The 22852-nt window shown below is 59.4% G+C and carries 21 protein-coding genes and 3 tRNA genes; 13 read left to right on the top strand and 11 right to left on the bottom strand.

The window, feature by feature from the left end:
* From SFUM_RS00600 to mnmG, 9 genes are all read right to left on the bottom strand, one after another.
* Nucleotides 1-792 carry an SDR family oxidoreductase gene (locus tag SFUM_RS00600; RefSeq protein ID WP_011696988.1) on the bottom strand — a complete coding sequence of 264 codons (792 nt, stop codon included), beginning with the start codon at nucleotides 790-792 and terminating at the stop codon, nucleotides 1-3.
* Nucleotides 793-849: 57 nt separating this feature from the next.
* Nucleotides 850-1530 (bottom strand): tRNA1(Val) (adenine(37)-N6)-methyltransferase, encoded by a 681-nt coding sequence (locus SFUM_RS00595; RefSeq protein ID WP_041439510.1) that lies wholly within the window; start codon nucleotides 1528-1530, stop codon nucleotides 850-852.
* 47 nt (nucleotides 1531-1577) lie between these two features.
* Nucleotides 1578-2924, bottom strand: coding sequence for a DUF1015 domain-containing protein (locus SFUM_RS00590; RefSeq protein WP_011696986.1), 1347 nt, complete (start codon nucleotides 2922-2924; stop codon nucleotides 1578-1580).
* A gap of 221 nt (nucleotides 2925-3145) precedes the next feature.
* On the bottom strand, nucleotides 3146-3862 hold the full coding sequence (locus SFUM_RS00585) for a DUF434 domain-containing protein (RefSeq protein ID WP_011696985.1): 717 nt from the start codon (nucleotides 3860-3862) through the stop codon (nucleotides 3146-3148).
* 36 nt (nucleotides 3863-3898) lie between these two features.
* Nucleotides 3899-5608: a long-chain-fatty-acid--CoA ligase gene (locus SFUM_RS00580; protein ID WP_011696984.1), complete on the bottom strand. Its 1710-nt coding sequence runs from the start codon at nucleotides 5606-5608 to the stop codon at nucleotides 3899-3901.
* Nucleotides 5609-5704: 96 nt separating this feature from the next.
* A complete protein-coding gene (locus SFUM_RS00575) occupies nucleotides 5705-6676 on the bottom strand; it encodes an electron transfer flavoprotein subunit alpha/FixB family protein (protein WP_244148087.1) in 972 nt (323 codons plus the stop codon).
* Nucleotides 6677-6713: 37 nt separating this feature from the next.
* On the bottom strand, nucleotides 6714-7514 hold the full coding sequence (locus SFUM_RS00570; protein ID WP_011696982.1) for an electron transfer flavoprotein subunit beta/FixA family protein: 801 nt from the start codon (nucleotides 7512-7514) through the stop codon (nucleotides 6714-6716).
* Between the two features lie 352 nt (nucleotides 7515-7866).
* Nucleotides 7867-8304 (bottom strand): Fur family transcriptional regulator, encoded by a 438-nt coding sequence (locus tag SFUM_RS00565; protein ID WP_041441240.1) that lies wholly within the window; start codon nucleotides 8302-8304, stop codon nucleotides 7867-7869.
* Nucleotides 8305-8397: 93 nt separating this feature from the next.
* Nucleotides 8398-10326 carry a tRNA uridine-5-carboxymethylaminomethyl(34) synthesis enzyme MnmG gene (gene mnmG / locus SFUM_RS00560; protein ID WP_011696980.1) on the bottom strand — a complete coding sequence of 643 codons (1929 nt, stop codon included), beginning with the start codon at nucleotides 10324-10326 and terminating at the stop codon, nucleotides 8398-8400.
* Nucleotides 10327-10629: 303 nt separating this feature from the next.
* Here mnmG and mnmL point away from each other — a divergent pair, with 303 nt between their 5' ends.
* The 9 genes from mnmL (at nucleotide 10630) to SFUM_RS00510 (ending at nucleotide 19050) form a co-directional block, all read left to right on the top strand.
* Nucleotides 10630-11544 (top strand): tRNA modification radical SAM protein MnmL/YtqA, encoded by a 915-nt coding sequence (mnmL, locus tag SFUM_RS00555; RefSeq protein ID WP_011696979.1) that lies wholly within the window; start codon nucleotides 10630-10632, stop codon nucleotides 11542-11544.
* A gap of 139 nt (nucleotides 11545-11683) precedes the next feature.
* Nucleotides 11684-12133 carry a type II secretion system major pseudopilin GspG gene (gspG, locus tag SFUM_RS00550; protein WP_011696978.1) on the top strand — a complete coding sequence of 150 codons (450 nt, stop codon included), beginning with the start codon at nucleotides 11684-11686 and terminating at the stop codon, nucleotides 12131-12133.
* A gap of 102 nt (nucleotides 12134-12235) precedes the next feature.
* A tRNA-Leu gene (locus SFUM_RS00545) sits at nucleotides 12236-12322 on the top strand.
* A 63-nt stretch (nucleotides 12323-12385) separates the two neighbouring features.
* On the top strand, nucleotides 12386-13693 hold the full coding sequence (gene tig / locus SFUM_RS00540; protein WP_011696977.1) for a trigger factor: 1308 nt from the start codon (nucleotides 12386-12388) through the stop codon (nucleotides 13691-13693).
* Nucleotides 13694-13707: 14 nt separating this feature from the next.
* Entirely contained in the window at nucleotides 13708-14316 is a 609-nt protein-coding gene (gene clpP / locus SFUM_RS00535) for an ATP-dependent Clp endopeptidase proteolytic subunit ClpP (RefSeq protein WP_011696976.1), read from the top strand.
* A 563-nt stretch (nucleotides 14317-14879) separates the two neighbouring features.
* Nucleotides 14880-16133 carry an ATP-dependent Clp protease ATP-binding subunit ClpX gene (gene clpX, locus SFUM_RS00525; protein WP_011696975.1) on the top strand — a complete coding sequence of 418 codons (1254 nt, stop codon included), beginning with the start codon at nucleotides 14880-14882 and terminating at the stop codon, nucleotides 16131-16133.
* A gap of 199 nt (nucleotides 16134-16332) precedes the next feature.
* Nucleotides 16333-18780, top strand: a complete 2448-nt coding sequence (gene lon, locus SFUM_RS00520; RefSeq protein ID WP_011696974.1) for an endopeptidase La — start codon at nucleotides 16333-16335, stop codon at nucleotides 18778-18780.
* 104 nt (nucleotides 18781-18884) lie between these two features.
* Nucleotides 18885-18960, top strand: a tRNA-Val gene (locus SFUM_RS00515).
* A 13-nt stretch (nucleotides 18961-18973) separates the two neighbouring features.
* A tRNA-Asp gene (locus SFUM_RS00510) sits at nucleotides 18974-19050 on the top strand.
* 441 nt (nucleotides 19051-19491) lie between these two features.
* Here the strand turns inward: SFUM_RS00510 and SFUM_RS00505 are convergent.
* Together SFUM_RS00505 and SFUM_RS21195 are read right to left on the bottom strand one after the other, a co-directional pair.
* Nucleotides 19492-19911: a chromate resistance protein ChrB domain-containing protein gene (locus tag SFUM_RS00505; protein WP_011696973.1), complete on the bottom strand. Its 420-nt coding sequence runs from the start codon at nucleotides 19909-19911 to the stop codon at nucleotides 19492-19494.
* Nucleotides 19908-20378: a Chromate resistance protein ChrB gene (locus tag SFUM_RS21195; protein ID WP_011696972.1), complete on the bottom strand. Its 471-nt coding sequence runs from the start codon at nucleotides 20376-20378 to the stop codon at nucleotides 19908-19910. Before SFUM_RS21195 ends, SFUM_RS00505 begins: the two co-directional genes overlap by 4 nt.
* 206 nt (nucleotides 20379-20584) lie before the next feature.
* Between SFUM_RS21195 and SFUM_RS23435 the strand changes: the two genes are divergently transcribed.
* Genes SFUM_RS23435 through SFUM_RS23225 form a run of 4 tightly spaced genes read left to right on the top strand, consistent with a single transcriptional unit; the run spans nucleotide 20585 to nucleotide 22774 of the window.
* Nucleotides 20585-20761 (top strand): hypothetical protein, encoded by a 177-nt coding sequence (locus SFUM_RS23435; protein WP_208597087.1) that lies wholly within the window; start codon nucleotides 20585-20587, stop codon nucleotides 20759-20761.
* A 42-nt stretch (nucleotides 20762-20803) separates the two neighbouring features.
* Nucleotides 20804-21145: a DUF2148 domain-containing protein gene (locus tag SFUM_RS23430; RefSeq protein ID WP_011696971.1), complete on the top strand. Its 342-nt coding sequence runs from the start codon at nucleotides 20804-20806 to the stop codon at nucleotides 21143-21145.
* 55 nt (nucleotides 21146-21200) lie between these two features.
* Complete coding sequence (locus SFUM_RS00490; protein ID WP_041439504.1) at nucleotides 21201-22457, top strand: MFS transporter; 1257 nt, start codon at nucleotides 21201-21203, stop codon at nucleotides 22455-22457.
* Nucleotides 22454-22774, top strand: a complete 321-nt coding sequence (locus SFUM_RS23225) for a rhodanese-like domain-containing protein (RefSeq protein ID WP_011696969.1) — start codon at nucleotides 22454-22456, stop codon at nucleotides 22772-22774. Before SFUM_RS00490 ends, SFUM_RS23225 begins: the two co-directional genes overlap by 4 nt.
* Nucleotides 22775-22852 lie beyond the last annotated feature (78 nt).

Raw genomic sequence — 22852 nt, 5'->3', positions numbered from 1 at the left:
CTAGGCGACACCCTTGAAAAAACCGCCATCGATCTGAACGGACGCACCCGTGATGTATCCAGCCCGCTCAGAAGCCAGGAAGGTCACCAGAGCGGCAAATTCCTCGGGTTTCCCGAGGCGGCCCATCGGGATCGTCGCCTCCCACCGCTTGATGATGTCTTCGGGACGGACTCCTTCCGCATTCGCCACAGTCACCGACAGGGAACGCACGCGTTCGGTCATGGTATATCCGGGGCAGACATTGTTGACCGTGATGTTGTAGGGGGCAAGCTCGTTGGAGAGACTCTTGGCCAGGCCGATGACCCCGGAGCGGACCGTGTTGGACAGGATGAGCCCATCCAGGGGCTGCTTCACCGATATCGAGGTCATGTTGACGATGCGGCCCCACCGTTTCTTCATCATGGTGGGAATGACCTCACGGGCCATGATGATCGTACTCATCAGGTTCAGCCGAAATCCGTAGTGCCACAGCTCATCGTCTATCTCGAGGAAAGTCTTGACGGGAGGGCCGCCCGCATTGGTCACCATGATATCGACCGTACCGTAGTGCTCCAGTCCCTTGCGCACGAAATCGGAAGCCTGGGCGGAATCCGTCAGGTCCGCCGGTATTCCGATGATCTCGGCCCCCGTGGCCGCACGAATCTCCTCGACCGCCTTCGGCAGCTCCGGATTGTCGAGAGCACACACGGCGATCTTCGCCCCTTCCCGAGCCATTTCCATGGATACCGCCCGGCCCAGTCCCTGGCTCCCACCCGCGATGAAAGCCACCTTTCCCCTCAAACCCAAATCCATTGTTTTTCTCCTTCCGCATCAAACCGCCTCGATTTCCGACGTCACCGCGAGCAGGCATCACGCTTCGTACAAAGCCCGCATCGCGTCGGTAGGGCCTCCGTCTTCCCGGTAGATGAAAAACGGAGCAGTAACGAGCAGTTCCTCCCCGCCCCCCTTCCGGCACTCGAAATACACCAGGCGCGCCGGCTCCGAGGCGTTCGAATGGATGACGGTGAACCGCTTCGCGTTGAACCCGTACCGGCGTGCCAGGACAAAAAGAAGCCCGACGCGCGAGGCCGGGTATATGAGCGCCAGCCTCCCCCCCTGCACGAGAAGATGAGAAGCCGCGCGAAAAACGTCTTCCGCGGATCCCGCCAGTTCATGCCTGGCGACGGCTTTTTGCCGAACCGCGTTCATTCGGCCCGATGCCAGGCGCCTGTAAGGAGGGTTGCTCAGCACGAGGTCAAACGTCCCGGGCGGAAAAGACGATGTGATCTCTTTGAAATCCGCTTCGAGGATCCGAATCGAATCAACAAAACCGTTGACCTCGACATTCTTCCTGGCCAGCCTCACCAGCTCGGGCTGTAATTCCACCCCGACGACACTGCGCCCCTGTCCGCGATACGCCACGATAAGCGGGATAACCGCACACCCCGTCCCCAGGTCCACAACGCGTTCGCGCGGGCGAACCCCGACGAGCCCGGCAAGCAGCACCGCGTCGAGGGAAAAACGATAACCCCTTTTCTCCTGAATAACAATGAGCCTGCCGCCAAAAAGGGTGTCCGAGCTGAAAGAAACCGCTTCCGCTACCAGACCGTCTCCTCTTCGGGCGACAGCGAACGGATCACCATTCCGCTGCCGACCTTCGGATAGAAGTAGGTGGACTTGTGGGGCATGACGAGCTTTGCGCTCGCCACTTCCTGGACCTGTTCGATCCGGGTCGGGTTGATGAGAAAAGCGGCCTCATAGTCTCCGGACCGGACTGCGCCGATGCTCTCCGCGAGATCGTGTTTAAAGTGAATATTGTGCTCGCTGGACAGGTACTCCTCCGAAAGCCCCAACAGGTTCCGCAAAACGACCTGATCCAAAACCACCACATCGAGACCGCGCGTTTCCACGGGAATACCCCTGCCGGCCAGATAGGACGAGACGGGCTCTCTTCTCGCGGACAAAAGGAAAAAGGACCCGACGTTGTCCCAGAAAAACCCGATGGCGGTTTCCTTGCGGTCCCCCCGCGACGCCAGTTCGGAGCACAGCATGCGCTCCCCCGGAACGTCGGATGAAAACCGCTTCACCTCAAAGAATGCTTCGGCTCTTTTCAAGATCGATTCGGGATCCCACGAGCCGAGGTTTCTGAGCAGCCTGTGGGTGGGAAGAATCGTGAGCCCTTCCTGATTGAGGTTGGACAAATACATCATAATGTACTCGAACGCGGCATGCGGACCGGCCGACGGATTCCGCCGTCTCTGGAGGTCCCGGTAATTCAGGCCGGTTTCATAACGGTGATGCCCGTCCGCAATGAAAATAGCCTTCCCCTTCATCAGCTCCGCCACACGCTGCAACACGCCGCGGTCGGTCACCCTCCAGATGCGGTGGCTCATTCCCTGGCGGTCCACGAAAGCCATGGCCGGTGCGGCTTCACGGCCCGACCGGAGCGTTTCGTCCACGACGCTTTCGGGGTCCGAATACAGTGAAAACACCGAACTGAGGTTCGCTCCGCAGGACAGCATCAGACCCAGGCGCTCATCCTTGACTGCCTGAAAGGTCTTTTCGTGGGGACGCACCGTGCCGGATCGGAAGTCCTCCAGGCGCATGGCGCAGATGAAGCCGCGGCGCGTGGCCTCCTTTCCGGGCGAGAGCGCGTAGTCGAGCTCGTAATAATACACGGCCGGCAGCGCCTCGCGAACCAGCACTCCATTTCGCACCCAATCCTCGAAGGTGCGTCCCGCGCGGGTGTGACTGTTGTTCTCCGGTGTGTCCGAGCGGTCGCTCCTGCCCAGCTCCAGGTGAACCATGTTGTAAGGGCTGGTATGCAGAAAGAGCTCCTGCTCGGCGGGTGAGATGACGTCGTAAGGTGGAATGACGACCTTTGCAAGATCCGGCGCTGCTTTCGGACTGTAGCGCAATCCGCGAAACGGGGCAATCTCCGCCATAACCTCAGTATCCTTTCGTGGAAGGTGTGCCGCCGGTGTGGCCGGGTCACCTGGTCGCTCCCCAACAGGTACCCGCCGGATGAAAGCTTTTTTTGCTAGCACAGCTTTGCGATTTTGACAAGGGCGCATGAAACGGGCCTTGCAGCAAAGGGGCAACCCGGGAGTGCGGAAAGGATCGAGGCGGGCGCAACGGAACCGCCCGACAGGAAGGGCGGGCCGGATCAGGACCGCCGGGATTGAGCCAGGATCAAGTCTGAAAAATCCACGAACATGTTGCAGGGACATGAAAGGTCGATCACTTCGTGGGCCAGGTCGTGCCATCGGCTGCAGGCGTCCAGGACCGCCCGGTCGCTGCCGGCCACGATGCATTCCGCCCGGGTCATTTCACGCTCCGGTACGGGCACCGCGCGCGCGTCGCCGTCCAGCCCGAGGGACTTCAACCGCCGTCGACAGGCACTTGCCAGCATGCCGCTGTGGCTCATCGGAGCATCAAACAGAAAATCGACCCGCCCGGGCCGAAAGATGCCCAGGAATTGAAAAATCATGTCCAGAGCCACCTCGCTCGTTTCCGACAGCCGATATCGAGCCGACTGTCCCGCCACGTCACGCACCGCTCCATCGTTGGCCTTGAGCAGGGGGCGCCCCAGAACGGCGCTCTCCACCGTTATCTGCACGTTGTGGCCGTCCACCACCAGACATTGCCCGCCCAGGGCGGACGCACATCTCCTCTTGGCCTTGCGGGCAAGGGCCTCCGCCTGCCCGAATACACCGCGATTGAGCAGTTCCCGCTCCCGAACGGTCAGCCGATATCGGTTACCCACCCACTCAAGCGCGGCCCTGCGCGGGTACAGCCGATTCTGCAGGAGGTAGAAGTCGGCGGCGGCCTGATTGAGCACCCATTGCCGCTCATCATGCAAGCCCGGGAACCGGTCCGTCATGACCGATCGTGGCTCGGCTCGGATGCCGGAGGAACCTCAGCGCCCGTCATCGGCCTTTTCCCGCGTCTTTTTCGACTCATGCTCGTCAAGCGCCTGCTTGCGCAGCTCCTTCCTGGAGATTTTCCCAACCGCCGTCTTCGGCAGGGAATCCCTCAGTTCAATCAGCCGGGGGACCTTATAGGCCGCCAATCTGGTCTTGCAAAACTGCTTGATTTCATCTTCCGTCAGGGTCTCCCCCACTCGGGGCACAATGAACGCCTTGACGATTTCTCCCCGGTAATCGTCGGGAACGCCCACGGCCACGGCGTCGAGAACCTTCGGATGCTCGTAGAGCACCTCATCGACCTCCCGCGGATAAATGTTGTAGCCCCCGGATATGATCATATCCTTCTTGCGGTCGATGATGTAGACATACCCGTCTTCATCCATCCTCGCGATGTCTCCGGTGTAGAGCCAACCGTCTCTGAGCGCGTTGGCCGTCTCTTCCGGCATCTTCCAGTAGGCCTTCATGACCTGCGGCCCTCGGATCACCAGCTCACCCACCTCACCCACAGCCATGTCACGGGTTCCCAATTCCAGGTCGACGATCTTGCAGTCGGTATCCGGCAGCGCCAACCCGATCGAGCCCGGCTTGCGCACCCCCTCGACAGGATTGGCGTGAGTGACCGGGCTCGTTTCCGAGAGGCCGTAGCCTTCAAGAATGACACTGCCGGTGAGACTTTCGAACCTGCGCAAAGACTCCACCGGCATCGGGGCCGATCCGGTAACGCAGATGCGAATCGAGGACAGATCGAACGTCTCCGCTTTCGGATGACCGTTTATGGCCGCATATATGGTGGGAACCCCCGGGAACAGAGTGGGCCTCGCCTTCCTGATGGTCTTCATGATTTCGTCGATATCGAACCTCGGAACGAGCACCAGCGCGCTCCCCGCATACAGGGGCAGATTCATTGCGACGGTCATGCCGAAAACGTGAAAGATCGGCAGAAGGGCGAGAAAACGCTCCTCCCCGAACCTCAGGTCCTGCACCCAGGAGGCAAGCTGGATGACATTGCTCAGGATGTTCCGGTGGGACAGCATGACTCCCTTGGCGATGCCCGTGGTTCCACCGGTGTATTGGAGCAGTGCCAGGTCGTCGAGCCTCACCTCGCAAGGTGGAGGCGTCGGCTCCGTCGAGCGGATCAGCCGGGTGAAATTGAAAATCGTCCGCTCATCGTAGGGAACGGCCGTGAAGAGTTTTTTCAGTTTCGCCTTGAGTGGATAGAGATGCTTCAGAAGGAACGGGAGACATTCCGCTATGCCGGTCACGATGACCTTTTCGATCGCCGTCTCCGGGATGACCTTTCGGGCCTTGGGATAGAGGTGATCCAGAACGACGAGGTACTTCGCACCCGAGTCTTTCCACTGATGTTCCATCTCGCGTTCGACGTAGAGCGGATTCGTCAGTACGACCACGCCTCCCAGCCAGAGGACCGCGTAATACGTGATCACGGTCTGGGGGCAGTTCGGGAGCATGACGGCGACCCGGTCGCCGTGTCGCAAGCCGAGGAGCCGGAGGGCGTTGGCGAGGCTGGAAATCTGCTTCCACAAGGCCTCGTAAGTCAACCGGGCACCGTAGAACTCCGTTGCCGAATTCCCGGGGAGCTTCTTCACTCTCGCTTCGAGCAGCCGCGGCAGACATTCTTCCGGGTATTCTGCGTGGTGAGGCACTCGGGGATCATAGCTCTTCAACCAGATGCGATCCATAAAACACCCCTCCGGAACAGGCATTCGACGCTTCACCACCCCCACAATACCCGGCGCCGGGATTCACTTTCCCCGGCTCGGGACCGCCTGGTGGACTCACGAGCAGGTGCTTTTCAGTCTCTTGACTTCCTCCGTAAAAGCGGGAACGAATTTGAAGAGGTCTTCTACAATGCCGTAATCGGCCCTGCTGAAAATCGGCGCTTCGGGATCCTTGTTGATGGCCACGATGTACCTGGAGTAGCCCATGCCGGCCAGGTGCTGGATGGCGCCGGAAATCCCCACCGCCACGTAAAGAGCGGGGGTGACGACTTTTCCGGTCTGGCCGACCTGGTCGGAATGGGGACGCCAACCGGCGTCCACTGCTGCGCGGGAAGCGCCCACGGCGGCCCCCATGGCTTTGGCCAATTCTTCAACGAGGGCGAAATTCGAAGCTTCCTTCATGCCTCTGCCGCCGGACACGATAATGTCGGCCTCCGACAGCTCCACCTTGCCGGAAGAGTCCATGTCGACGGCCTTGACCCGCGAGCGGCTCTCCGGGATCGGAATATCCGCCAGTTCCACCTCCGCCCGCTTTGACGTGTCGGGCGGCAGACAATCCATCACGTTGGGCCGGCAAGACATGATCGGCAGCGTTCCATCGGCCCATTCGCTCCACGCAAAGCATTTTCCTCCAAAGATGGGCCACCGGGCCTTGACTTTCCCCCCTTCGCACACGACCTGGGTAACGTCTTGAACCAGAGTGATGTCGAGCCGGGCTCCCAGTCTCGCCCCAAGGTCCCGCCCGTCCACGGATGCGGGGAGGATGACCACTGCAGGGTCGCATTTCTTGATCATCTCCGCCACAACCGGCACGTAGATTTCCGCAAGGTAGTGCTCCAGCGCGGGATCGTCCCTCACCAGCACCCTCTCCACCCCGTATTGTCCCAGTTCCGCAGCCTTGCCCGCGACGCCCGAACCGACGGCGACGCCACGCAGGCCGATCCCCAAAGCATCCGCGATCCTCTTTCCTTCGCTGGCGACCTCAAACGACACGCGGCGAAAATTTCCGCCACGGAATTCAGCAATCATGCACACGCATTTCCCCATCTCAGCTCTCCTTCTCTTCCTAGATCACCTTGGCTTCTTCGTGCAAAGCCGTGACAAGCTTTCTCGCCTTGTCCTCCGCGTCGGCGCCGTCGATAATGCGTCCCGGAGCGCGTTGCGGAGGCATCTCGAGAGAGGTGATCCATATCCTGGCCGTTTCCGGCTTGAAAAGCGCGGGGTCCAGTCCCAGATCCGCAATCTTCTTCACCACCAGGGGCTTCTTTTTGGCTTTCATGATTCCCGGCAACGAAGCGTACCGCGGATTCCAGATGGTGTGAGAACCGCCGACGGTCACCAGGGCAGGCAGGGCGGCCTCGAGGGTGACCTTCCCGCCCTCGATGGGACGCTCGATAGTCACCGTTTTGCCGTCGGACTCGAGGGATACGGCCAGCGCGAGATGAGGCCAGCCCAGATGCTCCGCCACAATCGCGCCGCGTTGTCCCTGATCGTAGTCGACGGCCCGCGAACCGATCAGGATGATGTCCGGGTTCAATTCCTTGACGGCGGCCGTCAGTGCCCGGGTCACTCGAAGGAAGTCGACGCTCTTCAATGCGATGTCGTCCAGGTGGACGGCATCGTCGGCCCCCATGGCCAGAGCGGTTCGGAGCGCCTCCACGACCCGGGAGGGGCCGTAACTCACCACGGTCACTTTGCCGCCGTGCTTTTCCTTCAGCCTGAGCGCAGCTTCTATTGCAAATTCATCGTAGGGGTTGATGATCCACTTCAGGTCCCGCGTGACAATCGACTTCTTGTTCTCGGCAAGACGAATCACCGATTCCGTATCAGGAGTCTGTTTGAGTATGACAACAATATTCACAGCCATTCCCCCCTCTCATTTTGATGGATTGGGCGCCGGACGGACTCCCCGTCTGGTCGGGGCAATCAGGGTACGGCGCCCCTGAGGACAGTCCCTTAGCATATGAACGTCCGCTGATTCAAGAAGAAACGAAGCCACCTGGGATAAGGCGGTTGGCGGGAATATCGGCAGGAACTTCCACACCCCGTTGCAGGAACCCCGCTCACGGCCGGCCGCCGGGCGCGGGCCCCGCCCGAACAGGGGAAAATCAAGGCGAAGATCAGCCCTCCTCTTCACGGCACAAGGAAAGGCAAACCCTCAAGGAGGGAGCCGACGAGAACCGAATCAGCCCCACCGCGTCCCGAGATTCACCCGGTTTTCAGTTCTCCGCCGCATCCGGGCGGCAGCCTCGGCAGTACCCCTGGAGAACCACCTGTTGACGCAGAACTCGAAAACCGTTCTTACCAACGGATGCAAATTTCTGTTCCGGGATAATGTCCTCGGCGTCCTGAATAGACTGGCATTCCAGGCAAACCATGTGATGATGAGGCTGAGTATTGGCGTCGTAGCGGGCAACTTCGGTTACCGGGCTTACCTTCTGAATCAGGCCTACTTCATAAAAGCGTTCCAGCGTCTTATACACAGTTCCCAGGGAAATCATAGGAAACCGTTTCTTGACCTGCTGATAAATCACTTCGGCGCTCGGATGCTCCTTCGTGTGATACAGCGCCTGGTAAATCGCCAGCCGCTGATAGGTCACCTGCAGACCGTGACCCCTAAGAGTCGCGATAAAATCTTTGTCGTTTCTCCCCTCCATAACCATGTGCCTCCCTGAGCTATAAATACCCGCATGAAATTGGTCGCGCGCGCGGAACTATCTCTGCTCCTATTGTAGAAGAAGGCTCTTGGATTAAGCAAGCTTTTTCTTTTGAGAATGCATATTTACACCCGGATCGAGCACTGGCGCTAAGAAAGGCCCGCCCTGGGCGCGGCGTCGCAGATGAACCATCAGCACGGAAACGGCCGCGGGCGTCATACCCGGAATCCTCGTCGCCTGGCCGAGAGAGAGCGGCCGTACCGCCCCGAGCTTCTGCCGGAGCTCATTGGAAAGGCCGGGGATGTCGTCATACATTAAATCTTCCGGAATAGCCGCCTGCTCGAGTTGCCTGAACTTCGCGACTTCCGCCTCCTGGCGTTTCAGATATCCCTCATATTTGCATTCCACTTCGACCTGTTCCGTCACCTTGCTCGACAACGGCTCGGGAGGCGGTGACAGGATGGCCACGGTCGAGTAATTCAGCTCGGGACGTTTGAGGAGCTTGTCCAGAGGAGCAGGAGCATCCAGGGGAGGCGAATGGTTTTCCGCCAGGGTTTGATTGACTTGCGCCGAGGGGCGCACGTGGGTCAGGCGAAGCCTCTCCAGTTCATTCCGGATCGCTCCGCGCCGCTCTCTCAACTCCTTGGCCGCATCGGCCGAGTGCAACCCCAGTTCGCACCCCTTCTCGAGCAGCCTGAGGTCCGCATTGTCTTCCCGCAACAGGAGCCGGTATTCCGCGCGCGAGGTGAAAATCCTGTACGGCTCGTTGGTTCCCCTGGTCACCAGATCGTCCACCATGACGGCCAGGTAGGCTTCCGAACGATCCAGGATGAAGGGCGGTCTTCCCTGAGCCTTGAGCGCGGCATTGATCCCGGCCCACAGCCCCTGCCCGGCCGCCTCCTCGTAACCCGAAGTCCCGTTGATCTGCCCGGCCATGTACAAACCCTCGACCAGCTTGCTCCCCAGGGTGGCCTTGAGTTGAGTCGGCTGAACGAAATCGTACTCGATGGCGTATGCCGGGCGCATCACTTCCGCTTCTTCCAGGCCGGGCACCGAGTGGATAAGCCGGAGCTGGATATCATAAGGAAGGGAATTGCCGGTGCCGCTGGCGTAGACCTCCTCGGTATCGAGTCCCTCGGGCTCCAGGATGATCTGGTGGAAGTCCTTGTCTGGGAATCGCATCACCTTGTCTTCCAGGGACGGACAGTAGCGCGCGGACACCCCCCGGATGGTGCCGTTGTAGAGCGGGGACAGGTGAATATGGCGTCGCACCAGCTCATGGGTGCGTTGGTGAGTCTTGCCGATGAAACATGAGACCTGTGGCAGAGCGATCGAATCGGTGAAAAGAGAAAACGGCTTCGGCGCCTCATCCCCGTGTTGCTCTCTGAATCGGCTGAAGTCGATGCTTCGCCGCCCCAGTCGTGCGGGGGTCCCGGTTTTCATTCGCCCCAGGGTGAACCCGAGTCGCTGCAACTGGTTCGCGAGCGGATACGAAGCAAGCTCCCCCGCCCTGCCCGCCTCCACGCTGGTCGTTCCGATGTGGACCAGGCCGCGCAGGAAAGTGCCCGTGGCCAGGACGACCGCATCGGCACCAAAAAAGACACCCAGTTGATCGATCACTCCCACGATCCGGTTGCCTTCCACCGCCAGGGATTCCACGTGCGCCTGCTTGAGGTCCAGGTTGGGTTCCGATTCCAGGCAATGTTTCATGCTGATGCGGTAGCGCGCCTTGTCGTTTTGCGTGCGTGTCCCCCATACTGCGGGTCCCTTCTTGGTGTTGAGCAGACGGAACTGGATGGCGGTCCGGTCCGTGATCAGAGCCATTCGGCCGCCGAGAGCATCGATCTCCCTCACCAGGTGTCCCTTGCCGACCCCGCCCACCGAAGGCGAGCACGGCATGTGGGCAACGGTGTCGAGGCATATGGACAACACCAGCGTGCGGCAGCCCATGCGCGCGGCCGCCAGGGCCGCTTCACACCCCGCATGGCCCGCCCCCACGACAATCACCTCGTATTTGTTCATCGTCGGTAACCTGCTCTGATCGATCCGATCCCCTGCGAGAAATCGTCCGCCTCGCGCGCCGATTCCCACGCGCGCGGTCGATGCCGACCGCTCGCCGGGCCCGATTTTTCGCGCAAACGCACCCCCCGGCGTCCGCCCCCTCCTCGGCCCAGCCTTCCCGCATCCGGCGGAGCCCCGCGTCCGTGAAGGATATTCTTCACCGTTGACCGCTCAGGAGTTATGATACCATTCGCAAATGAAAATTTCGACAACCGGTGTTTTTTTCGACAACCGGAACATTCCGCAGCCCCACGGGGACGTCCCATGTCCGAAGACCTTTATCGGAGCTACAATTCCTATCTTCGCGATCTCTTCGGATGCCGCGTTCAAAAGATTTCCCTGGACGCCGGACTGAGCTGCCCCAATCGCGACGGGACGCTCGGCTCCAGTGGCTGCATCTACTGCAACGAACGCGGTTCCGGCACCGGCGCCGCAGAGGAAAGCTCCATCGGCGCCCAGATCCGGGAAGCAAAAGCCATTCTCCGCCGGCGCTACAATGCGAAAAGATTCATCGCCTACTTTCAGTCGTTCAGCAACACTTACGCCCCGCTGCCCAGGCTCAGGGAACTATACGCCGAGGCCCTCGAAGACCCGGAAGTGGTCGGTCTGTCCATCGGCACCCGTCCGGATTGCGTTCCCGACGAGGTGCTCGACCACTTGCGCGCGCTCTCGGCAAAACACCTGATCTGGCTGGAATACGGTCTGCAATCCGCAAAGGATTCCACTCTCGAACGCATCAACCGCCGGCATTCCGTCGAAACTTTCTCGGACGCCGTGCGGCGCACCCGAACGCGAGGCCTTTCCGTCTGCGCGCACGTGATTCTCGGGCTCCCCGGCGAAACCTCGGAAGACATGCTGAACACGGCTCGTTTCATTGCGGGCCGGGACATTCAGGCCGTCAAGATTCATTCGCTCTACGTGATCCGCGGAACCGTTCTCCACGGGTGGCACCGGGCCGGAAAATACGTCTGCCCGAGCCGGGAGGAATACGCTGCGACGGCAGGCGATTTCCTGAGCCTTTTGCCGCCCGGGATGATCGTGCAGCGGCTGACCGGAGACCCCCACCCGAGCGAGCTGGTCGCGCCCTCCTGGGCATTGGAAAAGCGGAAAAACATCGAAGCCGTTCACGACCACATGCGCCGTCATCGCTTGCGCCAGGGCAGCGCTTTTCAGGGTTGACGGGCATGCCCGGCATCTTTCCGCGTCCCTTCGCATTGACACGAAGGGATGCGTCAGTTAAATACGTTAACGGCAATTTCCATTGGAAACATCGGGTTGTACGTTTCCACACGGGGAGCAACCTCCACGGAGAATGATTATGCATGGTTCTCAAGACACGTGCCATGGCGGGAAGAACCCGAGACGGTCGAAGGCGGGGTTCACCCTCATCGAATTGCTCATCGTCATGATCATCCTTGGGCTGCTGGCCGCCCTGGTAGGCCCCAGGCTGATCCACAAGCTCGGCGGTTCGCGGCAGCAGGCGGCAAAGACACAGATCAGCATGATCGGAACCGCCCTGGATGCCTACCGCCTGGACATCGGCAGATATCCGACCACTGAAGAAGGCCTCGGCGCGCTGCGCAAGAACCCCGGCTACAAGAAATGGGACGGGCCGTATCTGAGTAAGGAACTGCCGGACGACCCGTGGGGTCAGGCCTATCTCTACCGGTCACCGGGAGAACACGGCGAGTACGATCTCTACTCGCTGGGAGCGGACGCACAGGAAGGCGGCGAAGCGGAAAACGCGGACGTGGTGAACTGGAACTGACCGCCTCCTTGCCTCGTGGACGGCCTCCGGCGCTTTCCCTTGACATAACGGTCGAAAAATGGTTTTTTCTCATATTTTGGGCTGAATAAGGGCTATGCGTTGGCGAGAGTGGCGGAACTGGTAGACGCACTGGACTTAGGATCCAGCCCTGCTCGCAGGATGGGGGTTCAATTCCCCCCTCTCGCACCAGACGCATCAAGGGTTCCCTAACTCTGGTACCGCTTTTCCGCAGAAAGGTGAAAGAAGGTGGAAATGAACGTTTCCGTTGTCGATCTCAGTGAAAACCAAAAAAAGCTTCAGGTGGAAATACCCCCGGAAAAGGTGCGGCAGGAAATCGAGGGGAAATACCGGGAGATGTCCAGGCGGATCAAGATCAAAGGGTTTCGGCCCGGCAAGGTGCCCCGCAGCATCATCAAGTCCTACTACGGCAAAACCATAGAGCAAGAGGTCTCTTCACAATTCATCCAGGAGACCTTCCCTGAAGCGCTCAAGGAAACGGACCTCAAACCGCTCGTCGAAGCGGACGTCAGCGAGACGCACTTCAACGACAGCGGTTCTTTCTCCTATACGGCGATCGTGGATGTCTGTCCGCCGTTCGAGCTGGAAGGGTACAGGGGCCTGGAAATCCGCAAACCGAGTATAGACGTCGCGGATGAGCAGGTGGACTCGGAACTGCAGCGCCTGCGCGAGCAGCACGCCGAGCTCCGCACGCTCGAGACGGAACGCCCGGCAAGGGAAGGCGACGTCGCGGTCATCGATTTCACCCCTTCCGTTGACGGCAAAGTGTTCGAAAAAGGAAAATCCGCCGATTACATGGCGGAAATCGGCAAGAAGGCCGTCCATCCCGACTTCGACGCCAATCTGATCGGTCGCCGTGCCGGGGAAACCGTCTCCTTCGAGGTCGACTATCCCGAGAACGCTCCCATGCGGGAGATTGCGGGAAAAAGGGTGCTCTTCGAGGTGACTGTCAAGGAGGTCAAGGAAAAAGTTCTGCCGGAGCTCGACGATGACTTCGCTCAGGCCGTCAACAGCCGCTTCGACGCTCTCGACGCCCTGAAGCAGACCATTCGCGAGGAGCTCCTGAAAAGGGAAGAATACCAGGCGCGGTCGGACGTTCAACAGCAAATTCTGGACCAGCTGCTGAGCAAGGTCAAGATCGAGCTGTCCGCCAAGGTCATCGACCGCGAGGTCGACCGGATGGTGGGAAATCTGCTGCACCAGTTTGAGAGCCAGGGACTGAAGATGGACGTTTCCAAGTTCAACACGCCGGAAATCAGGGCCGACTACAGGCCGCAGGCCGAGCGGAACATCCTGAGGCGGTTGATCCTGGAGAAGATCGCCGACCAGGAAAATCTGAAGCTCACGGACGAGGAGATCGAGCAGGTCTACCAGGAAGTGGCCCGGTACGCCCGCATGGACGTGGCCACGGTGAAGCATGAATTTGCGGACAGTGCCGTCGTGGAACAGTCCAAGGAAAGCAAAATCCAGGAGAAAGTGTTCCGGTTCCTCGAGTCGGAAGCGGTCTCCGGTCACATCTCGCAGGAAGAAAAGAGCGAGTAGCTCAGGAGCGATTTATGTCCCTCATTCCCATCGTAGTCGAACAGAGCAGCCGCGGAGAAAGGGCTTTCGACATCTATTCGAGGCTGCTCCGTGATCGCATCATTTTTTTGGGCACGGCGATCACGGACGAAGTGGCCAACGTGATCATCGCGCAACTGCTTTTTCTGGAGTCGGAAGACCCCGACAAGGACATCCACTTCTACATCAATTCGCCCGGGGGGCTCGTCACTGCCGGCCTGGCCATTTATGACACCATGCAGTTCATCAAACCCAACGTTTCGACACTTTGCATGGGGCAGGCGGCAAGCATGGCCGCGATCCTGCTGGCCGCGGGCGTCAAGGGCAAGCGCTACGCTCTCCCGCATGTCCGCATCATGCTCCACCAGCCCATGGGCGGATTCCAGGGACAGGCGACCGACGTCGAGATCCAGGCCAAGGAAATCCTGAAGTTGCGTGAAGAGTTGAACGACATTCTCGTGAGGCATACCGGCAGGCCGGTGGAACAGATCCAACGCGACACGGACAGGGATTTCTACATGTCCGGAGAGCAGGCCCGGGAGTACGGAATGGTGGACCACATCTTCACCAGCAGACTCTCGATACTGCCTTCCGCCACCTCCTGAAACCGCCTCGTCCCGACGGCTCTTTCCCGAAACGCCGGCGCCGGCCGGTGTTTCGCGCACCGCCGATGGGTTCGAAGGAACCCGGCATGCCGCGCGGTCCTGTCGCCTTCCTGAAAATGTTTCAGCAATTGGGCTTGCTTTGTCCGCACGCCGGCCGCGTTGCGCACCGGGAGGTTCCCGCGCGGCCCATCCGGACAGATGAGGATACCGCCGTGTATTCTCCGGTTGCGCAGCTCAGTCGCTGCGGGGGCGGTGACCGGCGGGGCCGGAGGTGAATCGGCCGGAAGTGTACGGATCGTCGGGGAATTTCGCTTTCATTTTCGGCCTACCATGTTGGACTTTCTCACAAAAGTGGTTGACCTTTAGGATTTCTCAGGTTACGTGTGTAAGCCGGTGCGCATGAAATGCGGCCGGTTTTCGAAGTGGCTAAACGCGCCGCAGCTGATTATAATGATACATAATCCGTCACAGGTTGGATTTGTAGCATTCATAACCGCACAACAGGACTCACTGCCGACGATTCGGTTTGTCGGTGTTTTCTCATAATAGCCGAGGAGGATTGAATGGCTAGGAAGCGGGATGATCGAGGCGGGGAGCTGCGCTGCTCTTTTTGCGGGAAGAGCCAGGACGAGGTCAAGAAACTGATCGCCGGGCCCACGGTTTACATTTGCGATGAGTGCGTGGAGTTGTGCAACGACATCATCGCGGAGGAGTACGAGCGCGAGGAAGCGGCCCGTGCCACCCAGATTCCCAAGCCGGCCGAGATCAAAGCCATACTCGATCAGTACGTGATCGGCCAGGATCGGGCCAAGAAGATACTCTCCGTTGCGGTGCACAACCATTACAAGCGCATCGAACTGAAAATCGACAAGAACGACGTCGAACTGCAGAAGAGCAACATCCTGATGATCGGCCCCACCGGGTCGGGAAAAACGCTCCTCGCACAGACGCTGGCCCGCATTCTGAACGTGCCCTTCACCATCGCCGACGCGACGACCCTCACCGAAGCGGGGTACGTGGGCGAGGACGTCGAAAATATCCTGGTGAGCCTCATCCAGGCTGCCGATTATGATATCGAGAAGGCATCCCGCGGGATCGTCTACATCGACGAGATCGACAAGATCGCGAAGAAATCGGACAGCCCATCCATCACCCGGGACGTTTCCGGGGAGGGCGTTCAGCAGGCATTGCTCAAGATTCTCGAGGGGACGGTCGCCAATGTTCCGCCCAAAGGGGGGCGCAAACACCCGCAACAGGAATTCATCAAGATCGACACCACCAACATCCTGTTCATCTGCGGCGGCGCCTTCAATTACCTCGAAACCATCATTCAGTCGCGGGTGGGCGTCAAGGGAATGGGTTTCGGAGCCGAAATCAGGAGCAAGGAGGACAAGAGCGTCGGGGAGATCCTGATCAAGGTGCAGCCCGAAGATCTCCTCAAATTCGGGATGATCCCCGAGTTCGTCGGGCGCCTGCCGGTCATCGCGACACTCAACGAGCTCACGGAGGACGAGCTGGTCAGCATCCTGACCGAGCCCAAGAATGCGCTCGTCAAGCAATACAAGAAGCTTTTCGAACTGGAAGACGTTCGCCTGAGGTTCACCGAAGGGGTGTTGCGGGCCATCGCCAAGGAAGCCATCAGGAGGAAATCCGGAGCGAGAGGATTGCGGTCCATCATGGAAAACATCATGCTCGACATCATGTACGATCTTCCCTCGCACCCGGAGATTCAGGAATGCATCATTAACGAAGACGTGCTCGTGAAGCAGGCCAAGCCGCTGCTGCTCTACCGCAACCAGAGCCAGGAATCGGCATAGCGGCGCAGGTGTTTCCGCCCGGTTCTCGGAGGCCGCCGGGCGACGGAAGACCTGCCCTGGAACAACGTAAGGCGTAACACGCCTCGGTTTCGACCCTCGGGACGAACGGGTGCCGCTGAAGCGAGGGCCGGAAACGAGGGGGGTTCGTCGACAGGGTGATTCGATCAGCCTCTCGAAAAACAGGGAGACTCAGGGACATATGTTCAAGCTGACTCGCAACAAGGATGAACAATCCGGCAGCGCGACTTTCGCGATGCCGCTTCTGCCGTTGCGCGACATCGTCGTATTCCCATCCATGGTGGTGCCGCTGTTCGTCGGCCGGGACAAGTCGGTGAACGCGCTGGACAAGGCCATGGCCACCGACAAGAAGATTTTCCTGGCGGCGCAAACCAAGGCAAAGACGGATACTCCGGGAGAATCCGACATCTACCGGGTGGGCACTGTCGCCAATATCCTGCAGATTCTGAGGTTGCCGGACGGGACGGTGAAGGTCCTCGTGGAAGGCGATTTTCGAGCCCGAATATCGAGCTTCATTCCTCATCCGGACCACTTCTTCGTAAGCCTGGAAGGGCTGGAGGAATCTGAGGATGAATCCGTGGAGATCGAGGCGCTGCGTCGCGGAGTGCGGGCGGCCTTCGATGCGTATTCAAAGCACAACAAGAAGATCAACCAGGAGATACTCGATGCCGTGGCGGCCATCGACAATGCGTCGCGCCTGGCCGACACCATTGCCGCCTACATGCCCTTCAAGCTCGACGTCAAGCAGAAGCTTCTCGAAACGCTCGGTGTGGCCAAACGGCTCGAGAAACTTTTCGGCCAGATCCGTTCCGAAATAGAGATTCTCCAGACGGAGGAGCGCATCAAGGGCCGGGTCAAGAAGCAAATGGAGAAGACCCAGCGCGAGTATTACCTGAACGAGCAAATGCGCGCCATTCAGAAGGAAATGGGCGAAAAGGACGACTTCAAGTCCGAGCTGGAAGAGCTGGAAAAACGCATCAAGCGAAAGAAGCTGAGCCAGGAGGCCGCGGCCAAGGTTCGGGCGGAATTCAAGAAACTCAAGTTGATGTCCCCCATGAGTGCCGAAGCGACGGTGGTCAGGAATTACATCGATTGGATCCTGTCGCTGCCCTGGTATGAAAAAACCAGGGACAAGCTGGACATCGACGAGTCCATCCGCATCCTGGACGAAGACCACTACGGGCTCGAGAAACCCAAGGAAAGGATCATCGAGTACCTTGCGGTCCAGGCGCTGGTCAAGCGGATCAAGGGTCCCATCCTGTGCTTCGTTGGACCTCCCGGCGTGGGCAAGACATCTCTGGCCAAGTCCATCGCCCGCGCCATGAACCGGAATTTCATCCGGTTGTCGCTCGGAGGCGTTCGGGATGAAGCCGAAATCCGCGGTCACCGGCGCACTTATATCGGCGCCATGCCGGGCAAGATCATCCAGAGCCTCAAGAAGGTGAAATCCAACAACCCGGTCTTCTGCCTGGACGAAGTAGACAAGATGAGCATGGATTTCCGGGGAGATCCCTCGGCCGCCCTGCTCGAAGTGCTGGACCCCGAACAGAACTTCTCGTTCAACGATCATTACCTGGATCTCGATTACGATCTCTCGGAGGTGTTTTTCATCACCACCGCCAACAACCTGCATTCGATTCCGCCGCCGTTGCGGGATCGCATGGAGATCATCCAGATTGCCGGGTACACGGAATTCGACAAGCTCAATATCGGGAGGAACTTCCTGGTGGCCAAGCAGTGCAAGGCCAATGGCCTCTCGCTCGATAACATCGCGTTCTCGGACGACATGCTGCTCTACATCATTCGCCACTACACCAAGGAAGCCGGCGTGCGGAACCTCGAGCGGGAAATCGCCTCCATTTGCCGCAAGGTGGCCAAGGAAGTCGTCCGGCGCGGCCCTGAAACCAGGATCGAGCTCACCGAGGATCTCGTGCAGGAATACCTCGGAATTCCCAAGTTCCGTTACGGCGTCGCCGAAGAGAAAGATGAGATCGGTCTCGCGGTGGGTCTTGCCTGGACCGAATTCGGCGGCGATATCCTCGGCATCGAAACCGTGGTGATGCCCGGCAAGGGAAAGGTCCAGATCACCGGGAAACTGGGCGACGTGATGCAGGAGTCCGCCCAGGCGGCCCTGAGTTACGTCCGATCGCGAGCCAAGCGCCTGGGGATCGACCCGGACTTCTACCAGAATTTCGATATCCACGTGCACGTGCCGGAAGGAGCCATCCCCAAGGACGGACCTTCGGCGGGCATCACGATGGCCACCTCCATCGTTTCGGCCCTTGCGCGCATCCCCGTGCGCAGCGACCTGGCCATGACCGGTGAAATCACGCTGCGCGGCAGGGTCCTGCCCATCGGCGGGCTCAAGGAGAAGATCCTCGCCGCCCACCGGGCTCTGCTCAAAACCGTGCTGATTCCCAAGGACAACGCAAAGGATCTCAAAGACATTCCGGCCAAAATCCTCGAAGAGATCCAGGTGGAACTGGTGGAGCACATGGATGACGTGCTGCGCAAGGCAATGGTGGTGCCGGAAGACCGTGAACTGTTCCATGAGGAGGAAGCGGGAGCTCAGCAGGCGGTGATGTTCGAACAGAAGCCGCCCGCGGCGGACGAAATCAGGGCCCATTGAAGCCGATCCCAAAAGGGTCTTGACTTCGCCTCCCTTATGACGTACATAGAGAGTCTCATGTGCGCCGCAGGGCGGAACGCTTCTGCCCCGGCCGATCGTCAAGAGGGCGGATAGCTCAGCTGGGAGAGCATCGGCCTTACAAGCCGGGGGTCACAGGTTCGAGCCCTGTTCCGCCTACCAGGGATACTTTATCGGGGTCGTAGTTAAGCTGGTTATAACGCCGGCCTGTCACGTCGGAGGCCGAGGGTTCAAGTCCCTTCGACCCCGCCAGTCAAAACAAAGGGCTTAGCCTGTTGGGCTAAGCCCTTTTTCTTTGGTGTTGTTGTTGTTGTTGGTTGCGGATTGTTGTGCGAGAGTCGTCATCCGATCGATCGACCGCCGCTCTGTTTCCTTCCGGAGCCAAGTGTCCATTGATGTCCGCTGCAACCTGGATGCTTTGGTGACCCCGTTGGTCTTGTACATAGGCCAAGGATTCTCCAGCCTGGATCAGCAGGCCGGCGTAACTGTGCCGAAGATCGTGGGCATTGATCTTGCGTACCCCCCTGTTCCAGTGCCCGTTTTAATGCGCGGTTCCGCCAGTGGCTGCCCTCGAGAGGCGTTCTCGCCTCACTCACAAGAACCCGTTCAGGGATGGCGCCCCACCTCTGTCAAGGTTCGCGGTGTACCGCTCCGATAGTCTCACGTTGCCGAAGCCCCGGGTAAGATGAAGAGTCATTGGAATTCTTCGGCCAATTGGACATAGAGTGCCTCAAACAAAATGGCGCCCACTTCCAGGGCCTTGACATCATGCTTCAGGACTTTGATCAGGCCGCGGCAAATCACATCGATCCCGGCCGCTTCGGGCGGCGGCAATAGATCGTTGACTGAGTCGGCCGCATCCACAATGGCACAAATCTGATCCATGGTTCGGTCACTGATCGAATACTCCTTCAAAACCGTGCAGAAGGTGCATCGCCCTCGCCGGTGACTGAGGTTGGCGCCGGGAATATCGAAGGCAATGCCGTCCAACTGCTTCCAGTCACTGCCCCGTGGGATGAAGATGAACTCCGCATCGCGATCCACCATGCGGCGAATGAGCCAGGCGCAGGCGATGCGATCCACGCCCACACCCGACCAGGTGATCCATTTCATGAGTCTCTCCGTTTTTGCATCTCCCGAGCTTCGGATATTTCCTGAGCCCGGCGCTCACAGGCTGCCCTTACTTCCATCGCAAGCGGCGACTTAAGGTAATCCTGCGTTTTCACTTTGTGGAACTGGCTCCACAACTGCTGCAGCCGCTCTAGATCCAGACCCTTTCGCGCATCCTCCAAGATTTTGCGGTACTGCGCGTTGGCCTGTTCCAGGAAGAATTCGCGCATTTCCCGCTCTTGAGTTTCAGTCCGCGCCATCACCTCCCAAACCGAGGCCTCTCCCCCTCCTTCGCGCAGCTCGGCAGCCACCCACTCCAGCAGCTCCAGCGTCCGATCCGAGCGCGGCAGCACATACACGGAATCCTGGAGCGTGTAGACCCCGAGACGCTTGAGCTTGCGCCACAGGGCGACCTTGACCGCGGTGGTGCGGGCACGAGGCAACTTGGTGATGAGCATGATCCAATCCATTCAATAGCTCCTCGAATCGATCAGAAAAAGTAATTGTAGTTACACTAACTACCGCCTGTTCAAGGGAAAGTCAATCCCGTTAAGCCAAAGAATAATTGTCGTTCGGCCTTCAATTGCCCACTTGACAAGAAACTCGAGCATGGATATTAAAGTAACGTTAGTTACATTATGTAGGCAGGTTATGCATTACAGAAAGGAACAGCTCGATGAAACAGGTCGCAACGATGGCTGCAATTCTCATGGCCGCTGCGGCCAGAACCGCCCCAAAGGCAGGCGGCAAGGATTTTCCGGAGATCGTCGTTATCGGCGGAGAAGAGGACTTGAAGCGCAATGCCGAAAGTATGAAATCCTATGCGCCGAGGAGTGGGAACGAAGACTATTAACTCCGGGACGCTGGCAACATCGAGCACTCGGAGGCAGCGCTTGTGGTTGGGCTGAAAAAGTTCCAGGCTGCGGGCTGCCATTGCGGTGCCTGCGGATTCCCGACATGCGCTGAATTGAATAAGGAACGGCAGCCAGGCGAGAAAGACCGGGAATACACCGGGCCACACTGTGTCATGCGCATGATGGACATCGGGGCGGCCCTGGCATCGGCGGCTAAAACAGTCGTTCTTCTCAACATCGACAACCGGGTGCGGCAGCGGTTTGGTGCCGTGGCCCGCGCCCTTGGGCTCATCGATGCCGAGATGGTCATGGGCGTTCAGGTGAGCATCACCGGAAAAATCATCGGCTATGACGGCAAGGTCCCTGCGGTAAAAGGCCGCTAAAAACCTATGGGGGCGGGGTACCTTGGATGTCGAACCAGCGACGGAATCAAAGACCATGAATCCATTCAGTCAACTGTTTGGGCTGTGTGCGGTGGGTTTCTTCGCCCGGTTGTCCTATGCCCTGGCCAGAAGTCCGGTGTTGCCCCTCTTCGCCCTCTATCTGGGGGCAGCACCAGAGATCATTGGCTGGGTCGTGGGCATTTCCACGGTGACGGGGATTTTTTTCAAACTCCCCTCCGGTGCGCTGTCGGATGTCATCGGCCGTCGAAAAACCATGCTGGTGGGCCTGGTCGTCTTTGCCCTGACCCCCTTCGCCTACTTCTGGGTAAAAGATGCCGCGCTGCTGCTCATCGTTCGTTTTGTTCACGGATTCGCCACGGCCGTTTACGGCCCCGTGGCCATGGCGGTGGTGGCCGACGTGGCGGGGTGCCGCAAGGGAGAGATGCTCTCCTGGTTCTCGTCGGTCACCATCGCCGGTAGCCTCCTGGGGGCCCCCCTGGGAGGTTTTTTGTTGTTCACCCTGGCGCGATCCGGCAGCCCTTCCCTGGAGCACTTCCACTGGGTTTACCTGGCAAGCGGGGCGTTCGGATGTGTGGCTCTGATACTGGGGGGAAAACTCCTTGCCGGTGGAGATGAAACCGTGACCCAAGTGGGTCTCAAGGCATCGCTCGCACAGTTCGGAGCCGGGATTCGGGAGGTGGTGAGCGACCGCAGAGTGGTTCTTACCTCCAGCATGGAAGGGCTCCAGAACATGACCATGGGCGCCCTGGAGGCCTTCCTTCCCATCTACGCGGTGAAAGTGGCCGGGCTCAACGAATTCCAGGCCGGTCTCCTGTGGGGGGCGCAAGTGCTCGTCACCATCGTGTCCAAACCCTTGATGGGTCGCCTCTCGGACCGCTACGGGCGCAAACCGGCCATCGTCATCGGCATGTTGGCTTGTGCCGTGGCCTTTGCCGCAATCCCCCTTCTTACACGGTTTGAGCTTTTGATTTTGGCTTCACTCCTGTTCGGTCTGGGGGAAGCCTTCGTGACCTCGTCTTCGGCGGCTCTGGTTGCCGACCTTTGCCAGGAACGGCATTTTGGCACGGCCATGGGGACCTTCGGGACCATCTTCGATGTGGGCCATGCATCGGGTCCCATTCTGGCGGGGGTGCTCATCGCCTCCTGGGGCTACCTTCCGGCCTTCTCCATCATGAGCGCCGCGCTGGTTGTTGCCCTCCCGGTCTTTATCCTGGGGGTAAAGGTGGAATCTCGAACATCCATGGTCACTTCGCGCGTTTGGCGTCGTCGTCACCGGAAAGGATTGCCGTGAAATGCTCGGTGGATCCGGAAGAACTGAAGAGAGCGCTTGCTGACGCGCCGGACGAGACGGTCGTCATCGACGTGCGTCGCAAGACCGATTTTGAAACCGACCCGCGCCTCATTCCCGGTGCCCAATGGAAAGATCCCGAGCAGGTGGATGACTGGAGCAGGGAGCTTCCCAGGGACAAGACCGTGATTGTGTATTGCGTGCGCGGCGGCCCCGTCAGCCGGCCTGTGTCGGCGAAGCCGGCAGAGAACCAGGTCCGAGTGAAGTATTTGGAGGGAGGTCTGGCGGGCTGGGATCTTAGCGCCAAAGAGGATCGATGAAGGGCCAGGGATGGATGCCTGTCGCGTCGAGCAATGAAATCCCCTGTATTTGCACAGGCTACGGAGACGCTTTGGCCT

It is taken from the genome of Syntrophobacter fumaroxidans MPOB (genome assembly GCF_000014965.1).
GTDB lineage: Bacteria > Desulfobacterota > Syntrophobacteria > Syntrophobacterales > Syntrophobacteraceae > Syntrophobacter > Syntrophobacter fumaroxidans.
The sequence above is the reverse complement of the archived record's forward strand: the minus strand, read 5'-3'. Positions and strand labels throughout refer to the sequence as shown.

Coding starts and splice junctions, on each gene's coding strand:
- SFUM_RS00600 (WP_011696988.1), bottom strand. CDS start 792: ATGGATTTGGGTTTGAGGGGAAAGGTGGCTTTCATCGCGGGTGGGAGC.
- SFUM_RS00590 (WP_011696986.1), bottom strand. CDS start 2,924: ATGGCGGAGATTGCCCCGTTTCGCGGATTGCGCTACAGTCCGAAAGCA.
- SFUM_RS00585 (WP_011696985.1), bottom strand. CDS start 3,862: ATGACGGACCGGTTCCCGGGCTTGCATGATGAGCGGCAATGGGTGCTC.
- SFUM_RS00580 (WP_011696984.1), bottom strand. CDS start 5,608: ATGGATCGCATCTGGTTGAAGAGCTATGATCCCCGAGTGCCTCACCAC.
- SFUM_RS00575 (WP_244148087.1), bottom strand. CDS start 6,676: ATGATTGCTGAATTCCGTGGCGGAAATTTTCGCCGCGTGTCGTTTGAG.
- SFUM_RS00570 (WP_011696982.1), bottom strand. CDS start 7,514: ATGGCTGTGAATATTGTTGTCATACTCAAACAGACTCCTGATACGGAA.
- SFUM_RS00565 (WP_041441240.1), bottom strand. CDS start 8,304: ATGGAGGGGAGAAACGACAAAGATTTTATCGCGACTCTTAGGGGTCAC.
- mnmG (WP_011696980.1), bottom strand. CDS start 10,326: ATGAACAAATACGAGGTGATTGTCGTGGGGGCGGGCCATGCGGGGTGT.
- mnmL (WP_011696979.1), top strand. CDS start 10,630: ATGTCCGAAGACCTTTATCGGAGCTACAATTCCTATCTTCGCGATCTC.
- gspG (WP_011696978.1), top strand. CDS start 11,684: ATGCATGGTTCTCAAGACACGTGCCATGGCGGGAAGAACCCGAGACGG.
- tig (WP_011696977.1), top strand. CDS start 12,386: ATGAACGTTTCCGTTGTCGATCTCAGTGAAAACCAAAAAAAGCTTCAG.
- clpP (WP_011696976.1), top strand. CDS start 13,708: ATGTCCCTCATTCCCATCGTAGTCGAACAGAGCAGCCGCGGAGAAAGG.
- clpX (WP_011696975.1), top strand. CDS start 14,880: ATGGCTAGGAAGCGGGATGATCGAGGCGGGGAGCTGCGCTGCTCTTTT.
- lon (WP_011696974.1), top strand. CDS start 16,333: ATGTTCAAGCTGACTCGCAACAAGGATGAACAATCCGGCAGCGCGACT.
- SFUM_RS00505 (WP_011696973.1), bottom strand. CDS start 19,911: ATGAAATGGATCACCTGGTCGGGTGTGGGCGTGGATCGCATCGCCTGC.
- SFUM_RS21195 (WP_011696972.1), bottom strand. CDS start 20,378: ATGGATTGGATCATGCTCATCACCAAGTTGCCTCGTGCCCGCACCACC.
- SFUM_RS23435 (WP_208597087.1), top strand. CDS start 20,585: ATGAAACAGGTCGCAACGATGGCTGCAATTCTCATGGCCGCTGCGGCC.
- SFUM_RS00490 (WP_041439504.1), top strand. CDS start 21,201: ATGAATCCATTCAGTCAACTGTTTGGGCTGTGTGCGGTGGGTTTCTTC.